General features: G+C 69.5%; 31 protein-coding genes and 2 pseudogenes. 15 read left to right on the forward strand and 18 right to left on the reverse strand.

Translation table 11 applies throughout. The annotated features are described in order from the left end of the window. Together ABZ573_RS30250 and ABZ573_RS30255 are read left to right on the forward strand one after the other, a co-directional pair. A pseudogene (locus ABZ573_RS30250) lies at positions 1–486 on the forward strand (4-oxalocrotonate decarboxylase); the annotation flags it as partial. Between the two features lie 32 nt (positions 487–518). Further along, positions 519–950, forward strand: coding sequence for a RidA family protein (locus ABZ573_RS30255; RefSeq protein ID WP_358122490.1), 432 nt, complete (start codon positions 519–521; stop codon positions 948–950). A 47-nt stretch (positions 951–997) separates the two neighbouring features. On the opposite strand, the gene ABZ573_RS30260 is transcribed toward ABZ573_RS30255, so the two are convergent. The 5 genes and pseudogenes from ABZ573_RS30260 to ABZ573_RS30280 all read right to left on the reverse strand — a co-directional run. Continuing rightward, complete coding sequence (locus ABZ573_RS30260; protein WP_358122434.1) at positions 998–2,821, reverse strand: DUF2075 domain-containing protein; 1,824 nt, start codon at positions 2,819–2,821, stop codon at positions 998–1,000. A 217-nt stretch (positions 2,822–3,038) separates the two neighbouring features. Further along, positions 3,039–3,380 (reverse strand): nucleotide pyrophosphohydrolase, encoded by a 342-nt coding sequence (locus ABZ573_RS30265; RefSeq protein ID WP_151456629.1) that lies wholly within the window; start codon positions 3,378–3,380, stop codon positions 3,039–3,041. Between the two features lie 137 nt (positions 3,381–3,517). Next, the gene (locus ABZ573_RS30270; protein ID WP_358122436.1) at positions 3,518–4,288 is read right to left on the reverse strand and encodes a DUF4352 domain-containing protein; all 771 of its coding nucleotides are present in this window, start codon (positions 4,286–4,288) and stop codon (positions 3,518–3,520) included. A gap of 259 nt (positions 4,289–4,547) precedes the next feature. After that, positions 4,548–4,688, reverse strand: a complete 141-nt coding sequence (locus ABZ573_RS30275; RefSeq protein ID WP_358122492.1) for a DUF397 domain-containing protein — start codon at positions 4,686–4,688, stop codon at positions 4,548–4,550. A 174-nt stretch (positions 4,689–4,862) separates the two neighbouring features. Further along, a pseudogene (locus ABZ573_RS30280) lies at positions 4,863–5,075 on the reverse strand (hypothetical protein); the annotation flags it as partial. A gap of 235 nt (positions 5,076–5,310) precedes the next feature. Between ABZ573_RS30280 and ABZ573_RS30285 the strand changes: the two are divergent. The 4 genes from ABZ573_RS30285 (at position 5,311) to ABZ573_RS30300 (ending at position 9,108) form a co-directional block, all read left to right on the forward strand. Then, positions 5,311–6,681, forward strand: a complete 1,371-nt coding sequence (locus ABZ573_RS30285) for a DUF262 domain-containing protein (RefSeq protein WP_358122438.1) — start codon at positions 5,311–5,313, stop codon at positions 6,679–6,681. Further along, the gene (locus ABZ573_RS30290) at positions 6,633–7,829 is read left to right on the forward strand and encodes a DUF1524 domain-containing protein (protein WP_358122440.1); all 1,197 of its coding nucleotides are present in this window, start codon (positions 6,633–6,635) and stop codon (positions 7,827–7,829) included. The genes ABZ573_RS30285 and ABZ573_RS30290 overlap by 49 nt, the downstream gene beginning before the upstream one ends. A 101-nt stretch (positions 7,830–7,930) precedes the next feature. Further along, the gene (locus tag ABZ573_RS30295; RefSeq protein ID WP_358122442.1) at positions 7,931–8,812 is read left to right on the forward strand and encodes a hypothetical protein; all 882 of its coding nucleotides are present in this window, start codon (positions 7,931–7,933) and stop codon (positions 8,810–8,812) included. Between the two features lie 170 nt (positions 8,813–8,982). Then, a complete protein-coding gene (locus tag ABZ573_RS30300; RefSeq protein ID WP_358122444.1) occupies positions 8,983–9,108 on the forward strand; it encodes a hypothetical protein in 126 nt (41 codons plus the stop codon). A 53-nt stretch (positions 9,109–9,161) separates the two neighbouring features. Here the strand turns inward: ABZ573_RS30300 and ABZ573_RS30305 are convergent, their stop codons facing one another. Together ABZ573_RS30305 and ABZ573_RS30310 are read right to left on the reverse strand one after the other, a co-directional pair. Next, entirely contained in the window at positions 9,162–9,371 is a 210-nt protein-coding gene (locus tag ABZ573_RS30305) for a DUF397 domain-containing protein (RefSeq protein ID WP_358122446.1), read from the reverse strand. Beyond that, positions 9,364–10,251, reverse strand: coding sequence for a helix-turn-helix transcriptional regulator (locus ABZ573_RS30310; protein WP_358122448.1), 888 nt, complete (start codon positions 10,249–10,251; stop codon positions 9,364–9,366). Before ABZ573_RS30310 ends, ABZ573_RS30305 begins: the two co-directional genes overlap by 8 nt. Positions 10,252–10,513: 262 nt before the next feature. Between ABZ573_RS30310 and ABZ573_RS30315 the strand changes: the two genes are divergently transcribed. Beyond that, entirely contained in the window at positions 10,514–10,801 is a 288-nt protein-coding gene (locus ABZ573_RS30315) for a DivIVA domain-containing protein (protein WP_327028231.1), read from the forward strand. Further along, positions 10,798–11,049, forward strand: coding sequence for a hypothetical protein (locus ABZ573_RS30320; RefSeq protein ID WP_358122450.1), 252 nt, complete (start codon positions 10,798–10,800; stop codon positions 11,047–11,049). The genes ABZ573_RS30315 and ABZ573_RS30320 overlap by 4 nt, the downstream gene beginning before the upstream one ends. Positions 11,050–11,141: 92 nt before the next feature. Here ABZ573_RS30320 and ABZ573_RS30325 read toward each other — a convergent pair whose 3' ends face one another. The 4 genes from ABZ573_RS30325 to ABZ573_RS30340 are packed head-to-tail and all read right to left on the reverse strand — an operon-like array spanning position 11,142 to position 13,276. Further along, positions 11,142–11,426 carry a hypothetical protein gene (locus ABZ573_RS30325; RefSeq protein WP_358122452.1) on the reverse strand — a complete coding sequence of 95 codons (285 nt, stop codon included), beginning with the start codon at positions 11,424–11,426 and terminating at the stop codon, positions 11,142–11,144. Next, a complete protein-coding gene (locus ABZ573_RS30330) occupies positions 11,426–12,571 on the reverse strand; it encodes a WXG100 family type VII secretion target (RefSeq protein WP_358122454.1) in 1,146 nt (381 codons plus the stop codon). The genes ABZ573_RS30325 and ABZ573_RS30330 overlap by 1 nt, the downstream gene beginning before the upstream one ends. Then, positions 12,568–12,888: a type VII secretion target gene (locus ABZ573_RS30335; protein WP_358122456.1), complete on the reverse strand. Its 321-nt coding sequence runs from the start codon at positions 12,886–12,888 to the stop codon at positions 12,568–12,570. The genes ABZ573_RS30330 and ABZ573_RS30335 overlap by 4 nt, the downstream gene beginning before the upstream one ends. Then, positions 12,875–13,276 carry a YbaB/EbfC family DNA-binding protein gene (locus ABZ573_RS30340; protein ID WP_358122458.1) on the reverse strand — a complete coding sequence of 134 codons (402 nt, stop codon included), beginning with the start codon at positions 13,274–13,276 and terminating at the stop codon, positions 12,875–12,877. The genes ABZ573_RS30335 and ABZ573_RS30340 overlap by 14 nt, the downstream gene beginning before the upstream one ends. Positions 13,277–13,579: 303 nt before the next feature. On the opposite strand from ABZ573_RS30340, the gene ABZ573_RS30345 reads away from it, so the two are divergent. Next, the gene (locus ABZ573_RS30345) at positions 13,580–13,909 is read left to right on the forward strand and encodes a hypothetical protein (RefSeq protein WP_327028236.1); all 330 of its coding nucleotides are present in this window, start codon (positions 13,580–13,582) and stop codon (positions 13,907–13,909) included. Between the two features lie 170 nt (positions 13,910–14,079). Here the strand turns inward: ABZ573_RS30345 and ABZ573_RS30350 are convergent, their stop codons facing one another. From ABZ573_RS30350 to ABZ573_RS30370, 5 genes are all read right to left on the reverse strand, one after another. Next, positions 14,080–14,835, reverse strand: coding sequence for an SUMF1/EgtB/PvdO family nonheme iron enzyme (locus ABZ573_RS30350; protein WP_358122460.1), 756 nt, complete (start codon positions 14,833–14,835; stop codon positions 14,080–14,082). Positions 14,836–14,996: 161 nt separating this feature from the next. Then, on the reverse strand, positions 14,997–15,929 hold the full coding sequence (locus ABZ573_RS30355) for a CU044_5270 family protein (RefSeq protein ID WP_358122462.1): 933 nt from the start codon (positions 15,927–15,929) through the stop codon (positions 14,997–14,999). Then, on the reverse strand, positions 15,926–16,510 hold the full coding sequence (locus tag ABZ573_RS30360) for an RNA polymerase sigma factor (RefSeq protein WP_358122464.1): 585 nt from the start codon (positions 16,508–16,510) through the stop codon (positions 15,926–15,928). Before ABZ573_RS30360 ends, ABZ573_RS30355 begins: the two co-directional genes overlap by 4 nt. Before the next feature lie 4 nt (positions 16,511–16,514). Next, the gene (locus tag ABZ573_RS30365; protein WP_358122466.1) at positions 16,515–17,066 is read right to left on the reverse strand and encodes an SDR family NAD(P)-dependent oxidoreductase; all 552 of its coding nucleotides are present in this window, start codon (positions 17,064–17,066) and stop codon (positions 16,515–16,517) included. A 102-nt stretch (positions 17,067–17,168) separates the two neighbouring features. After that, on the reverse strand, positions 17,169–17,783 hold the full coding sequence (locus tag ABZ573_RS30370) for a hypothetical protein (protein WP_358122468.1): 615 nt from the start codon (positions 17,781–17,783) through the stop codon (positions 17,169–17,171). A gap of 422 nt (positions 17,784–18,205) precedes the next feature. On the opposite strand from ABZ573_RS30370, the gene ABZ573_RS30375 reads away from it, so the two are divergent. From ABZ573_RS30375 to ABZ573_RS30390, 4 genes are all read left to right on the forward strand, one after another. Then, the gene (locus ABZ573_RS30375; protein ID WP_207914510.1) at positions 18,206–19,171 is read left to right on the forward strand and encodes a sugar ABC transporter permease; all 966 of its coding nucleotides are present in this window, start codon (positions 18,206–18,208) and stop codon (positions 19,169–19,171) included. Further along, positions 19,168–19,998 carry a carbohydrate ABC transporter permease gene (locus ABZ573_RS30380; RefSeq protein ID WP_151454906.1) on the forward strand — a complete coding sequence of 277 codons (831 nt, stop codon included), beginning with the start codon at positions 19,168–19,170 and terminating at the stop codon, positions 19,996–19,998. Before ABZ573_RS30375 ends, ABZ573_RS30380 begins: the two co-directional genes overlap by 4 nt. 20 nt (positions 19,999–20,018) lie before the next feature. Further along, positions 20,019–21,428 (forward strand): ABC transporter substrate-binding protein, encoded by a 1,410-nt coding sequence (locus ABZ573_RS30385; protein WP_327028239.1) that lies wholly within the window; start codon positions 20,019–20,021, stop codon positions 21,426–21,428. 130 nt (positions 21,429–21,558) lie between these two features. Further along, on the forward strand, positions 21,559–22,923 hold the full coding sequence (locus tag ABZ573_RS30390) for a PQQ-binding-like beta-propeller repeat protein (RefSeq protein WP_358122471.1): 1,365 nt from the start codon (positions 21,559–21,561) through the stop codon (positions 22,921–22,923). A gap of 45 nt (positions 22,924–22,968) precedes the next feature. On the opposite strand, the gene ABZ573_RS30395 is transcribed toward ABZ573_RS30390, so the two are convergent. Together ABZ573_RS30395 and ABZ573_RS30400 are read right to left on the reverse strand one after the other, a co-directional pair. Next, complete coding sequence (locus ABZ573_RS30395; RefSeq protein WP_358122473.1) at positions 22,969–23,733, reverse strand: ABC transporter permease; 765 nt, start codon at positions 23,731–23,733, stop codon at positions 22,969–22,971. Continuing rightward, complete coding sequence (locus tag ABZ573_RS30400; RefSeq protein ID WP_358122475.1) at positions 23,730–24,461, reverse strand: ABC transporter ATP-binding protein; 732 nt, start codon at positions 24,459–24,461, stop codon at positions 23,730–23,732. The genes ABZ573_RS30395 and ABZ573_RS30400 overlap by 4 nt, the downstream gene beginning before the upstream one ends. A gap of 111 nt (positions 24,462–24,572) precedes the next feature. Here ABZ573_RS30400 and ABZ573_RS30405 point away from each other — a divergent pair, with 111 nt between their 5' ends. After that, on the forward strand, positions 24,573–25,679 hold the full coding sequence (locus tag ABZ573_RS30405) for a histidine kinase (RefSeq protein ID WP_327028243.1): 1,107 nt from the start codon (positions 24,573–24,575) through the stop codon (positions 25,677–25,679). A gap of 41 nt (positions 25,680–25,720) precedes the next feature. After that, complete coding sequence (locus tag ABZ573_RS30410; RefSeq protein WP_151454911.1) at positions 25,721–26,365, forward strand: response regulator transcription factor; 645 nt, start codon at positions 25,721–25,723, stop codon at positions 26,363–26,365. Positions 26,366–26,388 lie beyond the last annotated feature (23 nt).

Here is a 26,388-nt window from a genome sequence, read left to right on the forward strand (position 1 = left end):
AGGTTCATCCACCCCCGCGTCGAACCCGAAGTGGCGTTCCTGCTCGACCGTCTCCCCGAACCGGGCGAGCCGGTCGGGGACTTCACCGACGCCGTACGCGCGGTCGCCCCCGCCATCGAGGTCATCGACTCGCGGTACGCCAACTTCACGTTCTCCCTGCCGGACGTTGTCGCCGACAACACCTCCGCCGCCGCCTTCACCATCGGCGCCTGGTCGCCGGTGCCCGACGGCCTGGACAACCTGGGGGTGTTGCTGGAGATCGACGGACGGGTGGCGCAGGTCGGCTCGACCGCCGCGATCCTCGGCGACCCCCGCCGCGCCCTCGACGAAGGCATCCGCCTCGCCGGACGCCACGGCGTACGGCTGCGCGAGGGCTGGGTGTTCCTCGCCGGCGCCGCCACCGCCGCCGTGCCCCTGAAACCCGGCGCCCACGTCCGCGCCGTCGTCGAACACCTCGGCACCACCTCCCTGAGAGCAGCGGCATGACCCCGAACCAGGGCACGCCCGCAAGCCACAGCATGTCCGCGAACCAGGGCACGGGCGTGCGGGCGCACGTCGTGGCCGGCAAGGCCGTACCCCGTGGCGCGTTCCCGCACGTCAAGGTCGCCGGTGGGTTCGTCTTCGTCTCCGGCACCTCCAGCCGCCGCCCCGACAACACCTTCGCCGGCGTGCAGGTCGACGAGCTGGGCACGACGAACCTGGACATCCGCGCGCAGACCAGGGCCGTCATCGACAACATCCAAGATCTGCTGAAGACGGTCGGCGCCGACCTGACCGACCTCGTGCAGGTCACCACCTACCTCGTCAACATGAACGACTTCGGCGGCTACAACCAGGTCTGGGCCGAGTACTTCGACGCCACCGGCCCCACCCGCACCACCGTCGCCGTCCACCAGCTACCCCACCCGCACCTGCTCATCGAGATTCAGGCCGTGGCCGTACTGCCCTGACGGAGGGTGGACAAGGGGCCTCACGTGCGACCGTCGCGAGCAGCGCTTCAGTGCGATCCGAAGCCTCCGGCGGACGACGTGGCTTCGTAGACCGTCTCCAAACCCCGTTTCACGCGGACCAACGAAGTCAGCCACTCCCGCGTCTCCGGGTCGGTCGAATAGAGCAGCGTGCCACGCATGCCCCGGGTCATCAGCACCTTGTAGGTGTTGCGGATCAGCCGGTCCGCCTCGACATCACTGAGCGTCTTGCGGCTGCGGAACGCCGGGTCCTTCGACTCGGAACGTCGGGTGACCAACTTTCCGTCGCGGGCGACCAAATCCGGGCCGATGATGACGCCCGACCACTCGTACTCGAAGCCCTGGGCGGTGTAGACGCAGCCCACCTGGCCGAATCCATGGGGGTCGGTGGCCCAGAACGCGCTGCCCGGCGCCTCGCCGACGCTGCGGTCGCTCTTGACGTTCCACGGCCGGGCCCAACTGCCCACCTGCACATCAGGAACGAGGGTGTCATCCGGTCGCGGATCGCTCCACGGCCAGCAGTATCCCGCCGACATTCGTGCCGTTTCCCCGGCGGCCTGTTTCCCGGCGAGGAACGCCTCCAACTCCTCCGGCGAGTCAGCGAGCCGAAGGTCGAAGCGGCCGTCGCCGGTCCAGACCGTCGGCTCGCCACCCTCGAGGCCCAGGAGGTCAAGCACCCACTTCTCGTACGCCTCGCTGCCGCCGCAGCGGAACTGGTCGTGAAGCGAGACCACCTCGACCTCCAAGCCAAGTTGCTCGGCATATCGGGAGATGACGTCGACGCTGCCGAGTTCTCCTGGCTTCACGACCTGGTGCTCATCGAGCAGGAACACCGGCACCCGTGCGGCGGCGATCAGTTCGTCGACCTGCGGACGGGCCTTGTCGCGCTTTGCCTTGGGCGTGAACCTGTTGACCGACGTCTCCCGGATCCGGTGCGCCTCGTCGCAGATCAGCACGTCGAACCCATTGCGTTCCGCTGTCATGAAGCTGTTGAAGTAGGCGAACAGATTCTTGATTCGGGTTGATCCCTTGCCGGCGTACCGGCGCAGCGTCTGGGTGAACGACCGTGAGCCGGTGGCGTGCATGACTGATCGGTTCTGTCGGGCCAGTTCGCCGAGCACCGACAGGGCGATCACGCTCTTGCCGCTGCCCGGCCCCCCGGCGACGACCACGACCGACTTGCGCTCCGCCGACCGGGCCCGCTCCACCGCGTGCAGGACCAACTCGTACGCCAAGCGCTGGCGGTCCAACAACGTGAAGTGCGACCGTTCCTTCAGCTCCTGGGCCGCGTACGACAGAAGGTGCCTGCTGGGTCGGACGGAGCTGGTGAGGAAACGGTCCGCTGCGGCCGCGCCCGGAGCGGGTGCGAGGTGCATGCGGAGGTAGTCGAGGAACTGGCCGCGACGTTGTTTGGTGAAGATCCGGCTCTGCTCTGTGGGACGGCGCGCGAACAGATCGTTGACGTCGCGGTCGACGGCGTTGTGCAGGTACGCGGCACCCCGCACAGGATTGCGCCGGTCGGCGAGGACACCGAGAAAGTCCGTGAGGTACTCGCAGTAGTCGCCGACCTGCACGCCCGGGTGTAGGCGCGGGCCTCGGGCGTGCTCGACCAGGACGAGTCGGTCCGAGCCCTCGTAGGACTCGGCCTGGGACCACTGCTTCAGCTCCACCACCACGTAGGAGTCCTCGGCGGTCCCCGGATCGACGCCGGCGAGTACGACGTCCACACGCTTGCTCGTCAGCGGAAGCTGGTACTCGACCAGGACCTCGACCTGCCCCAACCCCGCGTCGGCGAGATCCTGACCGAGCACCAGGAGGCTGCGCGACCAGGAGCGCCGTTCACTCGGGCTCACGTGGTGACGGAGGCTCTCGGCGATCCGGTCGGCCAAAGTGCCGTTGGTGGCCAGTCGGAGCAGACCATCGGCGGAGGTACGGAACGCTGACAACACTTGCCCCCGGGCAGCACGAAATGATCGTGCGCATGGGGGGCGTGTCTGGCCACAGCCGGAAGCCCGTCGTTACGCGCCTGTATGAGGGGACTGTAGCGAAGAGATCAACTCATCGCCACAATCAGGACTGAGGCTTCGCGACCGAGCCCTTCGCCCGCTCCACCGGATAGCGGACAGCCACCTCGTCGAGCTTGGTCATGGCAGCTTCGACGAGGTCGATATCGAGCACGTCGGCCAGTCGTGTCAGATAGACCATGACGTCGCCGATCTCGGCCTTGACCCGGGCACCGGCCTCCGGTTCGGACATGACCTCAGCGGCCTGCTCGGGCGTCAGCCACTGGAACTCGGCGAGCAGTTCACCCACCTCGCCGGCAAGCGCCATGGCCAGGTTCTTGGGCGTGTGGAACTGTTGCCAATCGCGCTCGTCCGCGAACGCACGTAAGCGTGCCGTCAGGAGATCCATTCGCGTGATCCTTCCATGCCAGGCGTGACTCGTCATACGTCGTGGCGCCGGGCAGCCCATGGGAAAGTCGATCAGGTCGGCGGCGACGACGAACGCAGAACGGTCAGGTCCGTAAACCACGGGACCTGACCGATCTGTCACAGGCTGACTACCGCGTCCTCGGCGAGTGTGAAGAGTCCCGCATCGAAGGTGATGGTCTTCAACTTCGTGCCCTTGGGCACGTCGAAGAAGACGTTGGCGCGTACGGAGTTGCCAGGGTTGATCTCGTCGAGAAAACCGCGGGCATCGTCGTTGCCGTACATCCCGGCTGTGCCGTCGGCGTCGTACTCGCGGCCAGCGGCATCTTGAACGGTCACCGTGCCGTCGGCGTGGAAGAGGTGAGCCGACTTGGTGACGTTCTTGACGGAAATGCTCACGCGACAGTACGTGCCCTGGGCCTTACGGTTGAGGAAGGAGTCGCCCACCTGCGAGATGCCGCACTTGACGCTGTTGACGGTGAACTCGAAGTCGCCGCCGCGAACCTTGTCACCAACGCGGTACACCTTCGGGCCGGTCGGCTTCGCCGGGCTCGGCTTCGCCGGAGCCGCGGCCGGCGGGGTCGCGGCGGCCGACGGTGCGGGCGCCGACTTGGCCGGGGAGGCGTCAGCCGCTGCGGCGGTCGGCTCCGCGCTCGACGACACGCTTGCCGGCTCGGAGTCGCCGAGGATCGCTCCGACCATGCCGACGCCGCAGCACAGCGCAACCATGGCGCCGAGGCCGATGAGCGTGGGAATCAGCCAGGACGGCCGCTTCCGTCGAGCCGGCGCGGCCGGATACGCCGCAGTCGGCGGCGGGCCGTAGGGCGGGGGCCCGTTGTCGGGCTGGCCTGCATACGGCTGGTTCTGGCTCGGGTGGCCAGGATCGGTCATGCTTCTGTCCCCACAGGTAGTCCGCGCGGCACCCACCGCGCGAGTCCTGTGAACGGTACTGAGGTAGCCGTGACGAATTCGATCACTGTCGGGTCGACGACAACGCCGTGGGTCCAAAGTGGCTGACTGGCCCACTGGCGACCGATCAGGGTGGACGGGCGGCTACCGAATAGAGGTAGCGACCCTCTGATCGGGGAAGGCCGCCGCGACGAATGCATCGGGCTGCCGCCAAAGTGAGGAGGCGTTGCCCTCCGTCAGATCAGTCTCGTTGCTCCTTGTCGAAGCCGATGCGCGTCACCGTCACGAACCTCGCCCAGGCGGCCGGTGCGAACGTCAGGACAGCACCGCGCTCGTCCTTGGAGTCGCGCACGGCGACGAGGTGGCGGAGGTTGGTCGCCACCTCGACGCAGGCGCCGCAAGCTACTGATCGAGTTGAGCACCCATGACTACCGAGCCGCCGATGCTCCGCCGGAGCACCGCCTCCGACACCAGGTGTATCAAGTCGAGGAGCCGCCGGCAATTGTCGAACGAGTAGGGACTGCCGCTGAAGTCGGACCTGGACTACCTGCTCGTGCTCCTCGTCACTCAGCCTTCCGCCGAGACGGTAGAGAGCGTGGGTGTACTCCTTGGTCTCAAGGATTCCGGAATCAACGACTCGTGCCGGCGGAGGTGGGCGGTGCCGGATCCCAGGCCGGCGTACAGCTCGAACCAGCTCGGCGCCGCGCGCGGAGCTGTCGGCCGCTAGGGCGTTCGCCTTGCTTGATTCCTGCCTCACGGGAGGGTTCACCTCGAGCGGTCAGTCGTCCACATAAAGATGCTGATTGGCGGCTGGCCCGGCCTGTTCGGAGGAGGACCTCATGCAAGATCCTCATCATGGTGGTATCCGGCCGACGCGTGTCGCAATACCGACAGAAAGATCATGAGTCAACGCTTCGGTCCCCGCCTATTGTGGGCTGCTCCGCCCGTTGTGGATTGCACGTGTTGGCGGGTCGGAAACGGTGGAGAGACGAGGAGCCGGTTGCATGGTTGCGGCACACGAGACAACGCTGCGGGAGCTACTCGAGGGCGCGAAGCAGTATCGGGTGCCGCTGTACCAGCGGACATACTCGTGGACAGACTCCCAGCTCAAGCGCCTCTGGGAAGACATCCGCAAGCTGGCCGAGGAGCGGGCCGAGAATCCTAACCTCACGCACTTCATAGGCTCCCTGGTGCTCGCCCCCAGCCCCACGCATGGACCCTCGGTCTCCGAGTTCCTGGTGGTGGACGGCCAGCAGCGGCTGACCACCCTGTCGATCCTACTCTGCGCCATTCGCGACCACCGGGCCAAGCACGAGGACCCGGACCATCGGGACCGGATAGATCAGGAGTACCTGATCAACAAGTACAAGCCGGCTCATCGGTTGAAGCTCGTCCCCACCCAGGCCGATCGCGCCGCCTACGAGGCGTGTCTGGAAGCGACGCCGCAGGCCGGCGGGAGTGACCAAGTGGGCGCGGCGTATCGGTTCTTCGCGGCCCAGCTCGTCGCGGTCGATGACCCGGACGACCCGATGGACATCGAACGCGTCGAGGACGCCGTCATCTCGGGGATGGCGCTGGTCTCGGTGGTGGCACAGGCCGGCGACAACGTCTATCGGATCTTCGAGTCACTCAACAACACGGGCCTCAAGCTCACTCAGGCCGACCTGCTGCGCAACTATCTGTTCATGCGTCTGCCGAACCGCGGCGAGGCGGTCTACGACTCGCTGTGGTTCCCGCTGCAGAAGCAGCTGGACGCCGGGGAACTGGAGCAGTTGTTCTGGCTCGACCTGGTGCACCGCAACCCCGAGGTGAAGCAGACAGACACTTACGTCGGCCAGCAGGCACGGCTCAACGGCCTGCACACTGAAGCGGAAATCGAGGCTGAGGTCCGCCGGTTCTGCCGTCTCGGTGCTCTCCTGCGGATCATCCTGCACCCCGAGGAGGAGCAGGACCCACAGGTGCGGCGACGTCTGGCCCGACTCAACGCGTGGGACACGACTACCGTGTTGCCGCTGCTGCTGCATTTGCTGGACCGCCGCAAGCAGGGGACGGCAACCTCCGACCAGATCGCCTCGGCGATGCTGTGCGTCGAGAGCTACTTCGTCCGGCGCCTGCTGATCGGCCGCGCCACCGCGAGTATCAACCGGGTCCTGCTGCGCATCGTCACCGACATGCGTAAGGACCTGCCGGTTGACGAGGCGGTGCGGGCGTATCTGTCGGTCGGCCGGAAGTATTACGCCACCGACACCAGCCTCCGAGAGTCGGTGCGGTCCATCCGTTCTACCTCAACGGCCGCGCGACCCAGCGCAAGCTCGTCCTTCAGTGGTTGGAGGAGGCGCACGGCAGTAAGGAACCGGTCTCGCCAGCATCGCTGACCATCGAACATGTCATGCCGCAGAGCCCGACTGCGGAATGGCGGCAGATGCTGAGCGAGGACCTGCAGGGGGAGGAGAGCTTCGCCGAGGTACACGAGGCTCTGGTTCACACGTTGGGCAACCTGACCCTGACCGGCTACAACGCGGAACTGAGCAACAGCTCCTTCCTGGTCAAGCGGGCCCAACTGGGCAAGAGCGGGATCGCGCTCAACCGGGAGATCGCCGACCAGAAGCGCTGGGGACGTCCCGAGATCCACGCCCGTGCCGATGCGCTCGCCGAACGGATCATCGCCACCTGGCCCGGGCCTACCGAGGAGGCGGGCAACAAATCCGAGGTGCCCTGGGACGTCATGAACACGGCGCTCGCCGCGCTGCCCGCCGGCTCCTGGACCGCATACGGTGATTTGGCTGCGCTGATCGGCAGTCACCCTGTCTCCGTCGGCTCTCGCCTGGCCAACCACCCGGCGCCGAACGCGCACCGAGTGCTCCAGGCTGAGGGTGCGATAGCGCCGAACTTCCGCTGGCTCGACCCATCCCGCACCGACTCCCCGCACGATTTGCTGCGGGATGAGGGTGTCGAGTTCGACAAGTACGGTCGGGCCAGCCAGGCGCAGCGCATTGGTGTCGAGGAACTGGCGCAACTCGCTGGGATGCCGCAGCAGGACGGGCCCGACCAGCTTCTCCGACCGCGGTCCCGGCGCAACAGTTCGCTGGACGACCGGTTCCTCGAGCAGTTGACGGACCTTCAGGACGCGCAGGTCGCGCACGGCACGGTTGCGGTGCTCGAAGCCTGGGCAGGTATGGGCGGCATGCTGCTCTACGGTTCCGGCGGTGAGACCTCGTGCTTCATGATGGCGCGCGGAAAGGACCACGAGCGCGGCAACCTCTGGCCTGCGACGATCTATCCGAGCGGCAAATGCGAGATCGTGTTCCAGCACCTCAGCACCCGGGCCCCGTTCGACGACATAGCATTGCGGGAGCAGTTCCGTCAGCGGCTGAACGAGCTGCCCGGCGTGAAGATCGCGGCCGCGAAGTTGGCGCTCCGTCCCGGCTTCCTCCTCAGCGTCCTCGTTGACCTCAAGGTGCGCGAGGCACTGATCGAGCATCTCCGCTGGTTTTACGGGCAGGCCACGCAGACCGAGGTCTGACGCCCTGCCCTGCCCTGCCCCTCGCTCTCGCCCCTGCCACCGTTTCACCCGTTGGGCGATCGTCGGGCAGACACCCTGCCCAAGGAAGACTGGAGCATGACGTGACGGCCGACAACACTGTCCCCGACCTACCGGATCGCCTCCGGGAACTGTTCGTCAGCTGGAACGCCGCTGGACGTCCACCGCAAGGCGCAATGAGATGGAACCGGTCCACATGGCAGGCGACCTTGCCGGATCACCACGATCTTCTCGCCGAACTTCCAGACCAGATTGACCGCGCCGGCGTGGCACAGCGAGGGCGCCACGCCGCCGACAGCGATGCCGAGGCGGTCCAGGCGTTCGTCACCGCGATGGTGTGGGGATACGGGCCGATCGGATACGGCGCGTTCCGGGCGGCCCGCGTACTGCGGGAGAACCCCGGTGCGCCAGCCGTGCTCCGTGAGGCGGCTCTGCGAGTACGCGGAGGCGGCGGGGCTGAAGCCTTCGCCTGGCTGAAGGACAACCGGCTGCGCTACCTCGGCGTCGCCTTCGCGACCAAGTATCTCTATTTCTGCAGCCGGGCTGCGGCACCGGCGTTGGTGCTCGATCGTCTGGTGCAGCGCTGGCTGTGGCGGCATGCGGCCTTTGCAGTGAGTCTGAACTGGCAGGTAGAGCACTACCGCCGATATCTGGCGCTGCTGAGCGGATGGGCTGACGAGCTGGGTGTTACGCCGGAACAGGTCGAGCAGCTCATCTTCGCGGACGCCGCCTCCCAGCAGCCGGGCAGTCCGTGGGGATCCCCGCTGGCGACCGCGGACGACAAGGCAGACGCTGCCTGTGCCGAGAGTGCCGTTCTGGACGCACTCGACGAAGCCTTGGCTGCCTATGCCGAACTGAACGAAGGCGTCGGGCCGAGCGACATTGAGGACTTCGAATTCGGCGTACGCCAGTTGCGCCGAATCGTGCTGGCCCGCAGGTTAACGCATCGCGGTTTGTCGAACTGACAATGCTGCGGGTGGACGACGCCTCCAGGGACGGGCAGCGACTCGGCGACCAGCGGACTGATGAACGATAGGGAAGTGCGACGGGTGCAACGCGAGCAAACTTGGTCGGCGCTGTGGCAGCTACTGGCGGAGCGGCCCTCTATGCCAGAGGCACCTCGGAGGATCCCGAGATGGGCGCGCATGTGGACTTCCGCGAGCAGCTCACTGCCGTTGCCCAGGATTTGAAGTACTTCCATTCGCGCACGACCCTCACGGATCTCTTGCAGTGGTACAGCGAGGGCAGGTCCATGAGCTGATGCGGATGGTCGATGCACCACGAGTAACCTATGACGGGCCGAGCGAGAAGCGATCAGAATTGTCGGTCATCAGGCCGCCTCTTGGCGGCGGCCGTGAACGCGGACCACGCTGCCGGTTCGAAGGTCAACTCCGGTCCGGCGGGGTTCTTGGAGTCGCGGACGACAACGACGCCAGGAAGGTTGGTGGCGACCTCGACGCAGTCGCCGCCGTTGTCTCCGCTGCGGGTGCTCTTGCGCCAGACGGCGCCGGTCAGGTCAGTCATGTCGCATCTCCCCGATGAGCCGCTTGATCATGTCTCTCGATTCTGCCTCGCCGAGGGCGAGCGCATCCAGGCCCCTCCAAACGCGGTCGTAGGCGGCCAGCTCTTCTGGCTTGTCGAGGTAGAGCGCTCCGGTCAGGGACTCGCTGTATACGACCGATGGTTCCGGGGCGGCGCGGCCCTGTTTAGTCGGTGGAAAGTCGAGGACGACGAAGGACCCGGCCACCGCGCCAGGCTGAGGGCCCGCTCCCAACGGCAGCACCCTGACTGACACGTTGGGAAGGTCCGAGAGCTTGATGAGCTGGTCGAGTTGGAGGCTCATCACCTCGGGGCCACCGAGGACCCGTCGGAGCACCGCCTCCGACAGCACGGCATCAAGTCGGGGTGCCGCCGGTAGCCGTCGGATAAGAAGTGCCTGTCGCTGAAGTCGAACCTGCACCGCCCGCTCGCGTTCCTCGCCGCTCAACCGCCCGCTAAGACCGTAGAGCGCGTGGGCGTACTCCTTGGTCTGAAGGATTCCGGGGATCAGCGATTCGTCGTAGCGGCGGAGGTGGGCGGCGGCGGATTCCAAGCCCACGTACAGCTCGAACCAGCTCGGGACCGCGTCCCCATACGCGTGCCACCAGCCCTTGGACTTCGTCTCCGTGGCGAGCCCGCGCATCGCCTCGGTCATCTCGGCGGACACCCCGTACAGCTCGCACATGGCCTTGACGTCGAGCACCCGGACCGGGCCCATGCCGCACTCGATCCGCCAGATCTTCTGCCGGCTGTATTCGAGGGCCTCGGCGGCGGCGTCGAGGGTGACCCCCGCCTCGGTGCGGTACTGGCGTAGCAGCCGGCCGAGTTGCCGGCGCGGCACGGTCGATCCGACATCCTCGGTCACCCGGACACTCCCTGATTCCACCGCGCAACGCTGCGTCACCTTGCCATGTAACAGCTATCGGTGGCGGCAAAGAAAGTCAATACTTCTGGGGAGAATTCTGGTGTGGAACGTTGCTTCGATGCTGCGCACCGTCACAGGATGACCACAGGCCCTGGTGTCGTACCGCTGATCGAAGCTGCGGCGGCAGGGCGGGGTGGCCCGTGCGTGCGGGGAGGATGGACGGGCCACCCCTTCCATTCCACGAGGGAGAGGCAGGCAGCAGATGAGCGTCCGCAACCAGCGACCGGGAGCGACCTACCGCTCCTCGGCGTACACCAGTCTGCTGCCGTGGCAGGTGCGCGAGCGCCGCTTCAAGCCGGTCGGGCTCGGACGCCGCGGCCTGGAACCGGCCGACGTCTACGACTTCCTCGACCGCGTCGCCGGCGACATGGCCAACGTCTACGCCGCCCTGGCCGCCAGCCGCCGGGAGACCGCCGTCATCAAGGACGCGCTGCGCCGCTGGCAGTCCGAGCAGGCCCGCGCCCGCACCGACCGGGGACACGAGGCATGACCCAGCGGTACGTCATTCACCTGCCCGTCGCCGCCGCCGACCTGCCGGCCGCGCAGCGGCTGGCTCGGGTGATCAGCCGTTGGCTGCTGGTGCTGCCGCAGGCCGACCCGGGGGAGATCACCGTTTCGGAAGAGGACAACCAGCACGTGCGTCACCGGGTCTTTTGCGACCTGCGGATGCCTGGTGGTCGGCGCTGCCTGCTCCGCGCCGACCACGACGGCCCCTGCTCCCGCCGCCTGCCCCGGTGAGCCAATAGGCCAGTGTCCGGTGAAGTGCCGCCCCCGGTCACTCGCTGACCTGTGTTGTGAGCGTCATCGGAGTTCACCCTGAGTCGAAATCGCTAGCTGACCACGCGGTAGTTGGGGATGGTGGGTCGACGCGTTTCCGGCGCATCAGCGAGGGAGCGCGCGACGACTCCCTCTGGGACCGGCACCCGCGAGAGATGAATTCCTTCCAGGCAGGCGTCGCACCAGAAGGACGCATAGCCGTACCCAGACCCGGGCGGCCCGGTGAAAACAAGCCGAAGAGCCTGCCGGCGGCAGTTCGGGCACGGCTGGTCCGACGCGGCGGGCAGGGCTCGGTAGACGATTTCGTAGGCGTCGAGCCACTGCTCAAAGGTGGCCATCAGTCGGTTCCCTCCGGCCTGACCGGGTGGCTGTTCCACCACTGCTCTTCGTGAGCATAGGCGCGATCCTCGAAAGCCTCGAAGTCGTGCTCCTTCGTGGGATAGGGACGGCCCTCTCGAAGCTCGGAGACGTGGAAGCGCTCGTGGGCAAGCGTGCGCGCGAGGTCCTCTTCGCTGCGGAATGCCTCCCGGCAGAGCATCACCGAGAGATCCGCGCGGGTGACACCGCATAGACCTGAGAGGCGGTTGTTGATCGTCAGCCGTACGCCGGACAGGTCGATGCCGTACTTCGCGGCGATGGCGTGCACTGACTCCATCGTCATGGGCATTCGCGGCCCGGACCCCCTCCGACGTACCCGATTCAGGGCGTCTGGTTCGGCCCCCGACCGTCCAAGTCGGCCCAGCGCCTGTTTCAGCTTCTCGATCAGGTCACCGAGCCGCCGGATCTCCGGCATCAACCGACGCAGGCTCGCCAGCAGCCCTCGCAGCAGCCGCGCGATCCGCGCCGCCCACGACGCCACCAACGTCGTCACCTGCTCCACCACCAGTGGCGCGGCGAACCCGCCGGTGACGACCAGTTCGCCGGCGTACACGATGAGCCGGGAGACGCAGGTGGCGATGGCGTCGCGGACCAGCAGCCGGACGGCGGCGACCAGGCCGGCCGCGCCCTCGGTGATGGCGGCGAGGGTGTCGGCGCCCTGGGCCAGCCCGCCGATGGCCTGCTGCTGCTCGGCGGCCCAGGCCCGGTAGGCGGGGCCGGCGCCGCCACCCCAGCTCGCGACGTCGGTGCGGACGGCGGCGCCCAGGTCGGCGGCTTCCTTGCGCAGCGACGCGGCGACGTTGCGCCAGGTCCGGGCGTGGGCGGTGATCTGCGCCGGGTCGCCGGCGAGCCAGTCCAGTGCCTCGCTGAGCGGCTTGACGTGCTCGATCAGCCAGGCGATGCCGTACTGGAGCAGCGCGCCGACCGGATCGGAGACGAAGGCGAGGGCGTCCAGTCCGGCGCTGACGACGCCGAGGGTGCCGTCGATCCAGCTGCCGTTGCGGACGCCCTGGGCGATGAGCTCGATGTCTTCGCAGATCCAGATGCCGGCCCAGGCGCTGGGTGGGGTCTCGGCGGCCGTGGCGAGGAGCGGGTTGGTGGTCACTCCTTGTACCGTGTCCGCTGTAGCGACCGCTCGGCCCGAGTGTCGGCGGCACGGTAGCGGTCGGCGCCGGTCCGCAGTCTGTCGGCCGTGTCGCGCACCGAGCCGGCCGCGGTGCCGATGCCCTGGACCAGGGTCTGCTGGAGGCCGTCGAGCAGCGCCGGCATGATCGCGCAGAGCCGCCCGTACGCCTCGGCTCCCAACCGGACGTGCTGGCCGGCCTGGCGGGCGGTGTCGAGGCTGTCGGCGCGGCGGTCGAGGCGCGCGGCGTGGCGGGTCAGGTCGTCGGGGTCGACCTGGATGCCCTCAGCGCCGGGCATCCGGTGTGTCCCGGTCGGGAGCCAGCCGGCGGCGGTACGACTCGACAAGCGCCACCGCTGTCGGATCCTCGGCACCGAGGACGCCCGTGGTCGCCTCAGTGATTCTGCTCAGGAGGTCGGCGTGAGCGGCTCGGGTGGTCGCCAGGATCTGCCGGGCGGTGTGCGCCGCGGAGTGCTGTCGGGTGCGTTCGTCCAGCCGCAGGTCGACCAGCAGGCCCGACGAGTCGACGGTGACCTCGATCGTCCGATCGGGGCTGGTCGCCGTGCCCCTCATCGCCTGCACCCGCGGAGCCAACTCCTTGGCCCGGGCCGCCCGGTCCGCGATGGACGCTTCCCAGTCGTCGAGCCGGCGCGTTGCCGCGTCCAGCGCGGCTTCGTCCGCCCACATGCCTGACCCTCCCCAGGGCATCGACGCCGACCGGTCGGTGTCGCCGTCACGCTACCAATCGGTGGCGCTGCGTGGTGTTCCGCTGAGGTTGTCCTGCTGCGGCATCTGCCGTGGTGCTCGACGGTCCTGCAATGGCGGGGCATCTTCCGACTCATGGCGGATCCGGCCGTGCCCCTTTCGGTGACCGCCGCCTTGCTTTCCTTTCGGGAATTGGCTGAATTGCAATCCTGGTCAGCGTAGCGAGCAATCCACTGTAGACAGACGGCTGAGGCCTGAAGTGTGGACGATCGATAGGTTGGGGGCATGGCATACGGGAGCTACACCGCCGACGGCAGCTACTGGACGGTGCGCAAGCACGGCTCGACCTTCTGGGTCGTACGTATCAGGAATGAGAACGGGACCTATCGGCGGTTGGAGTGGTGGGGTGGCTACCGGCATGCAGGTCACGCGGCGCGTGCAGCTGCGCAGCTGGCCTATCGGCAGGCCCGGGAGGACGTGGTGAAGGAACTGCGCGGCAGCCTGCACAAGGAGTTGGAACGTGTCGGCCTCGGTGCCCTGCCCACGCCCGCCCCGCTGCGCCCGGATGTGTCGGTGCTGCCGCCCGACGAGGAATCGTCCGACGCCGAGGAGTGACGGCTGGCTGCGTGCGCGGGCTCCGCGTACATCTCGGGGTGTTGCCGGCGGCGTGCTCAGCGCCGCCGTTCGGCGGCGCGGACGACGAGGATGGTGCCGTCGCGGCCCACGGTCGACGGGCGTACGGCTGTGGGCTTCTTCGCGAATCCGTCGGCCAGCCAGGACGCGGCCTACCGGGACGGCAGCGGTGCGGCCGGGCGGACCGCGGTGAACTGGGAGTGCTCGTACCGGGTGGCAGAGAGCAGCAGTAGCCACTCGTCGCAGCCCTGCCACGGGTGGAGGTCGGCGGCGCCGCCGCGTACGACGCGGGGCCCGTCGCCGGTGCGTGGCCGGGTATCCGCCGGCGCGTCCACGAAGCCAGGGATCCACACGTCGGCGCAGATCTCGCCAGCCGAGCCCATCGCCGCCAGACCGAAGGCGTTCTCCCCGCCGGCCGTGCGCTCCTCGTCGCTGAAGTCGTCGAGGATCTGGTCCTCGTCGGGCTTGTCGTCGCCGCGGAACGTCAGCGTGGTGGTGCCGGCGCGGGCCGCGTACTCCCACTCGGCCTCGCTGGGCAGCCGGAACGGCAGGGCCTCAAGCAGGTCGTCGAGGTCGCCCTCGAGGCGGGCTGTCGTGGTGTCCTCGTCGGCGTAGTCGTCCTCGTAGTCGGGCAGCCAGTGCCGGACCTGCGTGACCGTCAGCGGGTGCCGGGCGATCAGGAACGGTGCGACCCGCACCTCCCGCACGGGCTGGGCGTCCGTGGCTGCGGCGAAGAAGGGCTCGACCGTGTCTTCGACTTCACCGCTGCGCTCGATGGCGCGTACGGCCTCCAGTTCCGCGTCGGACAGACCCATGCGGAACGTGCCGCCGGGCACCTCACGGAACACCACGCCCGACGCGGTGTGCCGCCAGGCCGGACGCCCGGCCACGATCTCCTCCGTCCACATGGCGCCGAACGCTAGCAGCCGAGGCGTTGTGCCGGGGCAGGGTTGAGGAGTCAGGCAAGGCGATCTGAACCACGAGTAGGACGTTTCGCAACATGGTGCGAGCCGGTCCTGCAATTCGTGAGTGGTTCGCAAGAACATCGATTGCACCGGTTGCTGGGCAGCTACCTCTCTGGGCGCTGTCCGAGGTTCGACACCACCGCTCGCTGCAGCACCGCAGTCGTGCCCAGCACCGTCCCCGCCGGCCCGTCGGCGGTGTCCGCCACGAGGTAACTGCGCTCACCGAGGTACTCGTACGTCTGTTCATCGAAAATCCACTCCTTGCGCTGGCTCCGCTCGGTGTACGCGACAGCCACCCCCCGCCGTCCGGCCGCGTCCGTGACCCCGCGGACCACCTCGATCCCCGGAATCTTCGCCGCGGCCTGGTAGAGCGCGGCAGTCGTCTGTGGCGGTACCAGCGACTCGCGCAGGATGTCGCCGATCGCGGTAAACGCCGCGCCGTCGCGGCTGTTGCCTCTGCCACGCTCGTCGCGCTCCCGGTAGAGCTTTTCCAGCAGGGCGTCCGGATTGCTGGGCAGATCGACGAGTGCCGCGTTCGGCGTCACGTCCGTGAGCGTCTCCCGCTCCGGGATCACACCGATGATCGGCACGTTGAGGAACGGCTGGCGGAGCAAGCCGTCACCGCGTTCGTTCCGCGGGATCCAGATCTCCCGCTCGTGCACCGGCTGCAACCGCGCCGGGCCGTCACCGAACTCGGCGAACGCAGCTCGGCTCCTGATGTAGACGTACTCTCCCTCGCCCGTCGATGGGTCCGGCGTGTCGGCGGCCGCTGCGGCCATCCGGTTGAGCAACAACGTCGCGCCGCTGCGTTCGCCCTGCTCGACCGTCACGATCAGCGGCGCGCTGTCCGGCGCCCACGGCTGGGCGATCGCCCCGGCCGCAACCGCGACCGCCAGCACGCCGGCCGCGGGCGCGAGCACCAGCATCCGCCGTGGCCGGCGGGCCGGCCGCTCGATCTCGTTCATCAGATGATGCCGCAGCGCCTGCCGGCGCAACGCCGACATGGCCGGCACCTGGGGGGCGGTGGGCTCGCTCATCGGTACTCTCCCTGCTCGACGGGGATCATTCGGGTACGCGTCATCTCCTGCTGTGCCAGCACCCGCAGCCGGGTCCGGGCCCGCGACAGCCGCGAACGCACCGTTCCGACGGGTATGCCCAGCGCCTCGGCCGCCGCCGCGTAGTCCAGTTGCGACCACACGCAGAGCAGGAACACCTCCCGGTCCGCCCGGCGCAGCGACTGCAGTCCCGCCATGACCGCAGCCACCTGGTCGGCATCGTGCATCCGGGCGACCACCTCGTCAGCGAAGTCCGGGACGGTGTCGCGTACGGGCAATCGCCGCAATGCCTCCCGGTGCCGGCGCGCCGCCCGCCTGCGATTGCGCAGCACATTGGTGGCGATCCCGAGCAGCCACGGCCGCAGGCTGTCTCCATCCGGATGCAAGGATTCGCGAATTCGCCACGCCTCAAGGAAGGTCAGCGACACCACATCCTCGGCCTGAACCGGATCATCCCCACTCCACACCGCATGCCGATAGACCGCATCGGCATGCTCATCGAAGAGCTCACCGAACGCATCGGTGTCTCCGGCCCGGACCCGGACCCGCATCTCAGCTGTCACACCTCTACCTGTCCGCAGCCGCCCCCGAGTTCCACCATCGGGGACATTCCCCAGGCGGTGAAATCGTGCGTCGAGCCCGGCAGTGCCGGGCTCGGTACGCGCCGAGCAGCGGCGCGTGCACCGCCGCGGCGAGTGACGCGATCACCAGCGCGTAGCCGCTCCGGTGGCTGATGTGTGGGGCCGCGGCGCGCAGGGTGTAGTAGGTGCCGAGGACGTTGACGGGGTTCGTCCGCTCGAACACGTCCGGGTCGCCGCCGACCAGCGGCAGTTGGGCGGCGACCCCCGCGTTGGCCACGACGACGTCGAGCCCGCCGAGCCGGTCCACCGCCATCTCGACCGCGGCGTCGACCTGGGCCCGGGAGCGGACGTCGCAGCTGCTCCACGGGGCGTCGCCGCACGCCGCCGGCACGTCGGCCAGCAGCTCGGGCTCCGACCCGACGACGGCGACGCTGGCGCCCCGCTGGTGCAACCGACGGGCCAGCGCGGCACCGATCCCGCGGGCGCCGCCGGTGACGAGGACGCGCCTGCCGGCCAGCGACCGGGAACCACCACTCATGGCGGAATTATAGATAGCTACCGATGAATGAGAGCGCGAGGCTCGGAACCGCCCGCGCAGTGGCGTCGGCGTCGGTACTCGCCACTGGAGGTTCCGTGTCGCTCACCGCTCCGGCTCCGGGCCCTGCCGTACGGGCTCGTCCGCACTGCGCCCGTGGCTGAGGAAGTACGCCCCGAGGGCGCCGGCGAGGGTGCCGAAGACCACCACGGAATAGACGGCCAGCACCAGTTCGAGGATCTGCGCGAACGTGTCGGTGGCGCCGAGCGGCACACCGGTGATGGTGGTGAGCGCGGCGTCGTGCAGGGCCTGCCCGTGGTTCCGGTAGGCGCCGGTCACTGTCAGCAACTGCCCTGCGGTCACGATGACCGTCACCGTCACGACGGCGAGCCAGGCCAGCCGGTCGGTGAGCAGTCGGCCCGCCGAGCGGGAGCCGCGGACGGCGGCGGCGACCACTCCGGCTCCCCGGGCCGCCCGAAGCGCGATGGCCGCGCGGGCGAACCGCAGGAAGGGTACGGCGAGGAAGATCACCTGCCACCAGTTCTGCCTCCAGAACTGCCGGGCACGGTGCCGGGCCAGCCAGGCACGCAGGACGAACTCCGCCACGAACACGGCCCACAGGATCCAGCTGGCGACCGTGAGGACGCTGCTGAGTGCCTCGTCGTGGGTGAACGACTGTACGAGCACCAGCAGCAGGAACAGCACGCCGAGGATCCCCATCGGCTTGTCGAGCCGGTGAGTGAGGTCGTCGAGGCGGGAATCCTTCTCTCGCCGGTTCCGCGCGGACGCACGTCCGTCCTCGGGCCGGCGGTGGCGGTCGCCGTGATCGTCGGAGTGGCCTGCCGGCACGGTCACGTACCGCAGGGGTGCTCGGCATCGGTGGGACCGGGCCGGACCCCCCGCGGCGCGTCCAATCCGCAACGGGCACGTTGCGGGCCACCGGCCGCGATCGTCTGCATGGTCTGGCTCCTCGGGCCGGTGGTGTCGGGACGCGGTGTCGACAACCGACCGTAGGGGCTCGACCACGCCCGGGCTGCCCGTTTGCGTCAAGAGCCGAGATATTCGCGGCTCCTGCCCCCGCGCTGACGGCACATCCCGCCCGAATGATGTCTATCCCTCAATGTCGTTGGTAGGGTGCTGCGGTGCCTCCCCCTGCCACCGTCGGCGCGCCACCGGGCGACCGCTCCCTGACCTCAGAATCCACGCCCTCCACCGCCCGACAGGTGCGGCGCGCACGCTTCAGCGAGTCCGGTCTCGCGTGGCTGATGCTGCTGCCCTCGGTGGGGGTCTTCGCCCTGTTCGTGTTCTGGCCGCTCGGGCGGACCCTCTACCTCTCCGTGCACGGCAACGACATCTTCGGCGCCGCGTCGGAGTACGTCGGCGCGGCGCACTACCGGGACATGCTGTCCGGGGAGTTCGGCAAGGTGCTGGCCACGACGGCGCTGTTCACGCTCTTCTCGGTGGTGCCGGCCGTGCTGGGCGCGCTCTTCGTGGTGCTGCTGCTGGAGGCACGCATCCGCGGCGTACGGGCGCTGCGCACCGCGTTCGCCCTGCCGTTCGCGTTCTCGGTGGCGACCGCGTCGGTCATCTTCGCCGTCATCTACAACCCGGCGATCGGGGTGGCGAACGGTTTGCTCGGCTCTCTCGGCTTCGACCGGGTCAACTGGCTCACCGACCCGTCGATCGCGTTGCCCGCCGTCTGTGCCGCGACGGTGTGGATGAACTTCGGCTACAACATCCTCGTGCTCTCCGCCGGGGTCTCGGCGATCTCGCCGGAGGTGGTCGAGGCGGCGCGGCTGGACGGCGCGACCGGGTGGCGGCTGGCGACGCGGATCACCGTGCCGCTGCTCTCCCCGCAGCTGTTCTTCCTCGTCGTGGTGTCCACGATCCACGCCCTGCAGAGCTTCGGGCAGATCCACATCCTGACCAAGGGCGGGCCGGACCAGGCCACCACGACGCTGGTCTACTCGATCTACGAGAAGGCGTTCGCCTTCGGCTCCTCCGACTTCGGCGCGGCCAGCGCGCAGGCCGTCGTGCTGCTGGTCATCATGCTCGGCTGCACGGCCGTCCAATTCGGCGTCCTCGAACGGCGGGTCCACTACCGATGAAAAAGCTCAACCTCGGCCGGGTCGCCGTCTACGTCGTGCTCGGCCTGGCCGCGATCCCCGTGCTGTTCCCGGTCTACTACGGGTTCGTCGGCGCCGTGATGGGCCCCGGCGACCTGGCGACCTATCCGCCCGCGCTGGTGCCGAGCGCGCTGCACTGGCAGAACATCACCGACGTGTTCCGCTCGGTGCCGCTCGGCCGCTTCTACGCGAACTCCGCCGTGCAGGCCGGGATCATCACCGTGGCGCAGGTCGTCACCAGCATCTTCGCCGCGTACGCCTTCGCGTTCCTGCGCCTGCCAGCGAAGGCGGCGACGTTCAGCCTCTTCCTCGCCACCCTCATGGTGCCGTGGGAAGCGATCATCATCCCCAACTACCTGGCCATCTCCGACTGGGGCCTGACGCGCGGCGGGCTGACGTACCTCGGCCTGGTGCTGCCCTTCCTCGCCTCGGCGTTCGGCACGTTCCTGCTGCGGCAGGCGTTCCTGCAGTTCCCGACCGAGCTGCGCGACGCCGCGGTGATCGACGGGTGCGGCCACTGGCGGCTGCTGTGGCGGGTCATCGTGCCGCTGTCCAAGCCCTCCATCGCGGCGGTCGGGGTCTACGTCTTCCTCTCGGCGTGGAACCAGTACTTCTGGCCGCTGATCCTGATCCGCGACACCGAGTTCCAGACGCTGCAGATCGGCATCTCCCAGCTCAACGACGCCGAGGCGGCGCAGCCGGGCCTCGTCCTCGCCGGCGTCGCATTGTCGCTGCTTCCCACGCTGGCCGTCGTGATCTTCGGCCAGCGCTACATCGTCCGCGGGCTGACCGCCGGGGCGCTGCGTTGAACCATCGAGAAGGAGAAGCAATGAGAAGACCTCGGCTCCGTCGGACCGCGGCGGCGTTCGTCGCCGTCGTGGCCGCCGCCGCGCTCACGGCCTGCGGCGACTCCGGGTCCGGCACCGACGGCGGCAGCGGCGCGCTCGACGCGCCCGGCGCCGAGGTGCTGGAGAAGGCCACGGACAAGACCACGATCGAGTTCTGGCACGCGATGAAGGGGGCCAACGCCACCGCCGTCGATCAGCTCGTGGCCGACTTCAACGCCCAGAGCGGCGGCAAGGTCGAGGTCAAGGCGGTCTTCCAGGGAAGCTACGACGAGACGATCGCGAAGTACAAGGCGTCGGTGCAGCAGAAGAGCACGCCGGCCCTGGTGCAGATCTACGACATCGGCAGCCGCTTCATGGTCGACTCGAAGCAGGTCGTGCCGATGCACAAGTTCATCGAGAAGGACGGCTTCAACGCCGGCGACATCGAGCCGAACATCGCCAGCTACTACTCGGTCGACGGCAAGCTCTGGTCGATGCCGTTCAACTCCTCGACGCCCCTGCTGTACCTCAACAAGGAGGCGTTCGAGCGGGCCAAGCTCGACCCGACGAAGCCGCCGAAGAACCTCGACGAGATCGGCGAGCTGGCGAAGAAGCTCACGGTCAAGGACGCCAGCGGCAAGACCGTCCAGTACGGCTTCAACGCCGCCATCTACGGCTGGCTGGTGGAGCAGCTGCTCGCCACCGACGGCAAGGAGTACTGCGACAAGGGCAACGGGCGCAGCGGCCTGGCCACGAAGGTGCAGTTCGACCAGGAGACGGCCGTGCGCGTCGCGCAGTGGTGGACGGACCTGGTGAAGGGCGGCTACGCGACGAACACCGGCCGAAAGACCGACGACGCCCAGGCCGCCTTCAAGTCGGGCACGGTCGCCATGCACCTGGAGTCCACCAGCGTGCTGCGCGGCTACGTCGACGCCGCGAAGGGCAAGTTCACCGTGCTCACCGCCCCGTACCCGAAGGTGAGCGCCTCGTCCACGGGCGGACCGATCATCGGTGGCGCGTCGCTGTGGATCAACGGCGTCGGCCACAACGACAAGGAGAAGCGGGCCGCCTGGGAGTTCGTGAAGTTCGCCTCCGGCCCGGTCGAGCAGGCCAAGTGGCACACCAGCACCGGGTACGTGCCGATCAACGCCAAGGCGCTCGACGAGCAGATCGACAAGGACTGGATGGCGAAGTTCCCCCAGTTCCGCACCGCCGTCGACCAGCTGCACGCGCTGCCGCCGTCGGTCGCGTCGGCCGGCTGCCTGCTGGGCGTGATGCCGCAGGCCCGCAAGGCCTCCGAGGACGGCCTGGAGGCGGCCATCGTGGGCAGCAAGCCGGCGGAGCAGGCCATGAAGGACGCGGCGGCGAGCGTGCAGGGCGCCATCGACAGCTACAACAAGTCGGTCAGCTGAGCACCGCACCGCGCTGATCGTCGAGAAGGGCCAGTCCCGCCGGGACTGGCCCTTCTCCGCTGCCACCCCCAGGTCGTGGGGTGCGGGCGGATCCTATGGTGGGCTCTGCCACCGATCGAGGGAGAGACCGTTGTCACCGTCGCACCGCCCGCCCCGTTCGTGCGTCGCAGGGGCGGCCCTGAGCGTGCTCGTCGGGCTCGCCGCCTGCACCGCGCCACGGGCGGAGCCGCCCGAGCGGCCGGCGCCGGGGATCGCGGTGACCCAGGAGAGCCTGCGCGGCGGCGGGACCGGAGCGGAGGGGGAGGGCCCGGAGCCCACCTGGTCGGTGACGGCCAGGCGGCTCGACCAGCCGTTGACGCAGCTCGGCCAGGTCGTCGTCGTGCCGGACGGGCGGGAACTGCGGGCGGTGGACCGCGCGACGGGGCAGGACCGCTGGCGTCGCCCGTTCCCGATGGCCTACCAGTACGCGGTCGCCGGCGACCTGATCGTGCTCAGCGCCAGCAACGGAGGGTTGCTGGAGGTGCTCGACGCGGCCACCGGCGCCACCCGCTGGCGGACCGAGGACACCCAGGACGTCGTCGTCCAGCAGCAGGTCGTGTACGACCGCGAGTGCGTCGGCACCGGACAGTCCGCGAAGTGCGTCGTCATCGCCCGGGACGTCCGCGATGGTCGCCAACTGTGGAAACTGCCCGCCGACCGGTTCGCCCGGGTGAGCGACGAGGCGCTCGGCGTCCGCGCGCCGTACGCCGCGCCCACCCAGCGGTACGTGTCGGTGCGGCTGAACGGGCGTACCTACACGAGCGTCGCACCCACCACCGGCAAGGCCGGCGCCGGACGCCTGCCGAGCCGGGCCTGGCACGGCTTCGTGGCCGGCAACCTGCTGGTGACCACCGACCACGATCCGCCCCGGGACGACCGGCGGTGCACCGTCAGCATCGCCACCGTCGACGCGGCCACCGGCGCCGGAGGCTGGTTCGGCGAGGTCTTCAGCGGGCGTCGCGAGGACGGCGAGTGTGCCAAGCGACTGGCGCACGACCGCAGCGGGCTGACCCTGATCGGGGCCGGCACCCGGCTCGTCGCGGTCACGGACGCCGGCCGGCCGCAGATGATCGACCTGCGGACCGGTAAAACGCGGTGGGAGGGCGTCGCCCCCGGCGTACCGATCGACGGGGACGACCGGTCCGTGCTGGTGCGGCGCACCGCCGACGAGGGCGAGCTGGCCCTGCTCGACATGGCCACCGGCGCGACGCGGTGGAGCGCGCCGGATCCGGGACTGTCCGGCACCTCGGCGAGCTGGCGGTCGAGCGTGACCGGACGCCTCGTGGCGGTCAGCGGCGCGGTGCAGGAACGACCGGTCGTGCTCGTCCACGACGTGTCGACCGGTCGCCAGCTCGGCCGGTACGCCGGTTGGCTCGCCGGCGCCGGGGACGACTGGGTCGCGGTCAGCCACTCCGGAGGCTCGGACGGGATCGCACTGGACCTGTACGCCTTCTGAACCGGCGCGGCGGGCCGGTCCCGGGCCGCCCGCCGCGCCCACGCACTAGTTCCAGCGGAACAGGAGCGCGGCGACGGTCGCACCGACGACTGCGGTGATCGCCAGACCCGCCAGGTTCGACGCGTCGACCGAGGCCCCCGCCCAGGCGCTGGAGAGCGCCTCGACGGTGGCGCCGAACGGCAGCCACGAGGCGGCCCGGGCCACCGGTTCCGGCAGGGAGGCGGCGCCGCCGAACAACCCGCCGACGGCCCCGAGGGCGAAGAAGGCGATCAGGCCGATGGCGACCGCCGAGTTCGGGGTGGGCGCCACCGAGGCGACGATCAGGCCCAGCCCGTACATCGCGGCCACCGAGAGCCCGACCACGGCGAGCGCCATGCCGACGTCGGCCGGCGGGCGTGCGCCGAAGCCGACGACGGCGACGGCGTACGCCAGCCCGATCCCCACCAGCACCTGCGCCAGGCTCACCACCAGTTGGGCGACGAGCACCATCGCCGGCGACGCCGGGGTGACCGCGAGCCGGCGCAGCACCCCGCTGCGGCGGTAGTAGGCCAGGAAACTCGGCATGTTCACGATGCCGATCGTGGCGAGGACGATGGTGAAGACCAGCGGAAGGACGAAGAGGTCCAGCGCCGAGCGCCCGCCGGCAACCTCCTGGTCACCGGCGGCAGCGGCGTTCATGACCAGGATCAACAGCGGCAACCCGATCGGTACGACCAGCCCGGCCGTGTCCCGGACGACCATCTTCGCCTCGCACCCGATCAGAGTCAGCCACGAGCCCGGCCCGGGTCGTCGTACGGTCACCTCGTTCATGCGTCCTCCTCCGTGACGAGTTCCTTGCCGGTGAGGCGGACGAACGCCTCCTCCAGGTTCGCGGCGCCGGCCCGGGCCACCAGCCCGGCCGGGGTGTCCAGGGCGACGATCCGGCCGGCGTCGAGCAGCACGACCCGGTCGCAGAGCCGTTGGACCTCGTCCATGGCGTGGCTGACCAGCAGCACGGTCTCGTCGCGCAGCCCCTCCACACCCGCCCAGATGCGCCGGCGGGCACGGGGATCCAGCCCGGTGGTGAGTTCGTCGAGGATCACCACCCGCGGTCGGCCGACCAGGGCGAGGGCTATGGAGAGGCGCTGCTGCTGTCCGCCGGAGAGCTTCTCGAACCGCGTCCGGGCCTGCCCCCGCAGCTCGACCAGGTCGAGCAGTTCGTCGGCGGGGCGCGGATCGGGGTAGAAGCTGCGGTAGAGGCCGAGCAGCTCACCGACGGTCAGGGCCGCGTGCAGCTCGGCCTGCTGCAACTGCACGCCGAGCACCTGACGTACGGCGGCGCGGTCCCGGCGCGGGTCCCGCCCGAGCACCCGGACGCGTCCCCGGTCGGGGACCCGCAGGCCGGCGATCAGCTCGATCATCGTGGTCTTGCCGGCCCCGTTGACGCCCAGGACGCCCAGCACCTCACCGGGGGCCACCGTTAGGCTGACGTCGTCGACGGCGACGACGTCGCCGTACCGTTTGTGCAGGTTCTCGACCTCGATGGCGGGTTGGCTCATGCCCTCCATGCTGGTCGGGGCCACCGCCCGCCGCCTGTGCCGGAGGTCAGCCCCGCCGCCCATGACTTTCGGCACCCGTGGCTCGCCGGCCGCGGCGGCTAGGGTTGCCGCATGCGGCGGCTCGGGCTCGATGAGTGGTCCGGCCTGGTGATGCTCGTCGTGTGCGTGGGCGTCGGGTCGCCGGTGATGCTCGGCCTGGTCGAGCCGGACATCCCGGCACCGGTGTGGGTGGGGCTCTTCGTCGTCACCCTGGGCGCGTCGCTCGGCGCCGTGGCCGAGTGGGGAGCACCCCGGACGAGGTGGGCGGCCTACGGCGCGGCGGTGGTCGCCGGCTGGGGCGTGGTCGCGACGGCCCCCCGCGCCGGCATGCTGCCGATCCTGCTGGTGGTGATCGCCGCGCTCGGACCGGAGACCCTCCGGCTGCCGGTCAACCTGCTGGTGGTGGCGCTGAACACGGCCGTGATCGCCCTGACCGTCGGCCGGGTCCACGACGACCCGGTCGCGCCGCTCGTGTCCGGGGTGTTCTACGGGCTGATCCAGATCGCCACGACGTTCAGCGTGACCGCGGTCCGCCGGGAGCAGCAGCACCGCCGGGAGCTGGCCCGGGCACACGTGGAGCTGCGGGCGGCCAGCCTGCTGCTGGCCGGGTCCGCCCGCACGGCGGAACGCCTGCGCATCTCCCGTGAGCTGCACGACCTGCTCGGTCACCAGCTCACCGTCCTCACCCTGGAGCTGGAGGCGGCCCGGCACCGTGCGGGCGACCCGGCGCGGGAGCACGTCGAACGGGCCGGCCGGGTGGCCAGGGAGGTGCTCGCCGACGTGCGCGACACCGTCAGCGCGCTGCGCGCCGGGTCTGCCGCCGACCTGGCCGAGGCGCTGCGCGACGTCGGCCGCGACATCCCCGGGCTCGACGTGACGGTCGAGGTGGGCGAGGACGTCGAGCCGAACGAGGAACAGACCGCGGCGCTCGTGCGGGCCGTACAGGAGATCATCACCAACACCCTGCGGCACGCCTGCGCGGGCGAGCTGCGAGTCACGATCGTCCGCCACGGTGCGGCGATCCGACTGACGGCGGTCGACGACGGGCAGGGCGCGCGGGGCGTGGTCCCCGGCAACGGCCTGCGGGGCCTCGCGGAGCGGTTCGCGGCACTCGGCGGGGAGATCGCGTACGACGGCAGCGCGGGCTTCCGGGTGACCGCCCGGATGCCGGCCCGGTGACCGGCATGCTCGATCCGGCCGGCCCGCGCGGCCGAGGCGACATGACCAGGGTGGTCGTGGTCGACGACCAGACGTTGGTCCGGCAGGGCATCCGCACCCTGCTCGACATTGCGGGCATCGAGGTGGTCGGCGAGGCCGACGACGGCGAGGCCGCCCTGGCCGCGATCGACGCGACCCGGCCCGACGTCGTCCTGCTCGACCTGCGCATGCCGCGCCGGGACGGCATCTGGGTCCTCCGACGGCTCCGCGAGCGCGGGGCGGACGTGCCGGTGCTGGTGCTCACCACCTTCGACGACGACACCCTCGTCCTCGACGCGCTGCGCGCCGGGGCGCGGGGCTACCTGCTCAAGGACGTCACGCTGGAGCAGCTGACCCGGGCGGTCGAGACCCTCGCCGCGGGCGGAACGCTCATCGCCGTGTCGATCACCGATCGGCTCCTGCGCGCCATCCGCTCGGCGCCGTCCCCGGTCGGGGTGAGCGCCCCGCCGTCGCAGGAGCTCACCGAGCGGGAGCTGGACGTGCTGCGGCTGGTCGCCGAGGGCTACACCAACCGGGAGGTCGCCGGCCTGCTCTTCCTCGCGGAGGGCACGGTCAAGAACCACGTGTCGGCGATCCTGCTGAAGCTCGGCGCCCGGGACCGCACCAACGCGGTGCTGCGGGCGCTGCACGAGGGCGTCCTGCGGTAGAGCTGACGGGGGACCCGTCCGCC

The sequence above is a fragment of the Micromonospora sp. NPDC007220 genome, assembly GCF_040634035.1.
GTDB classification, from domain to species: Bacteria; Actinomycetota; Actinomycetes; order Mycobacteriales; family Micromonosporaceae; genus Micromonospora; species Micromonospora reichwaldensis.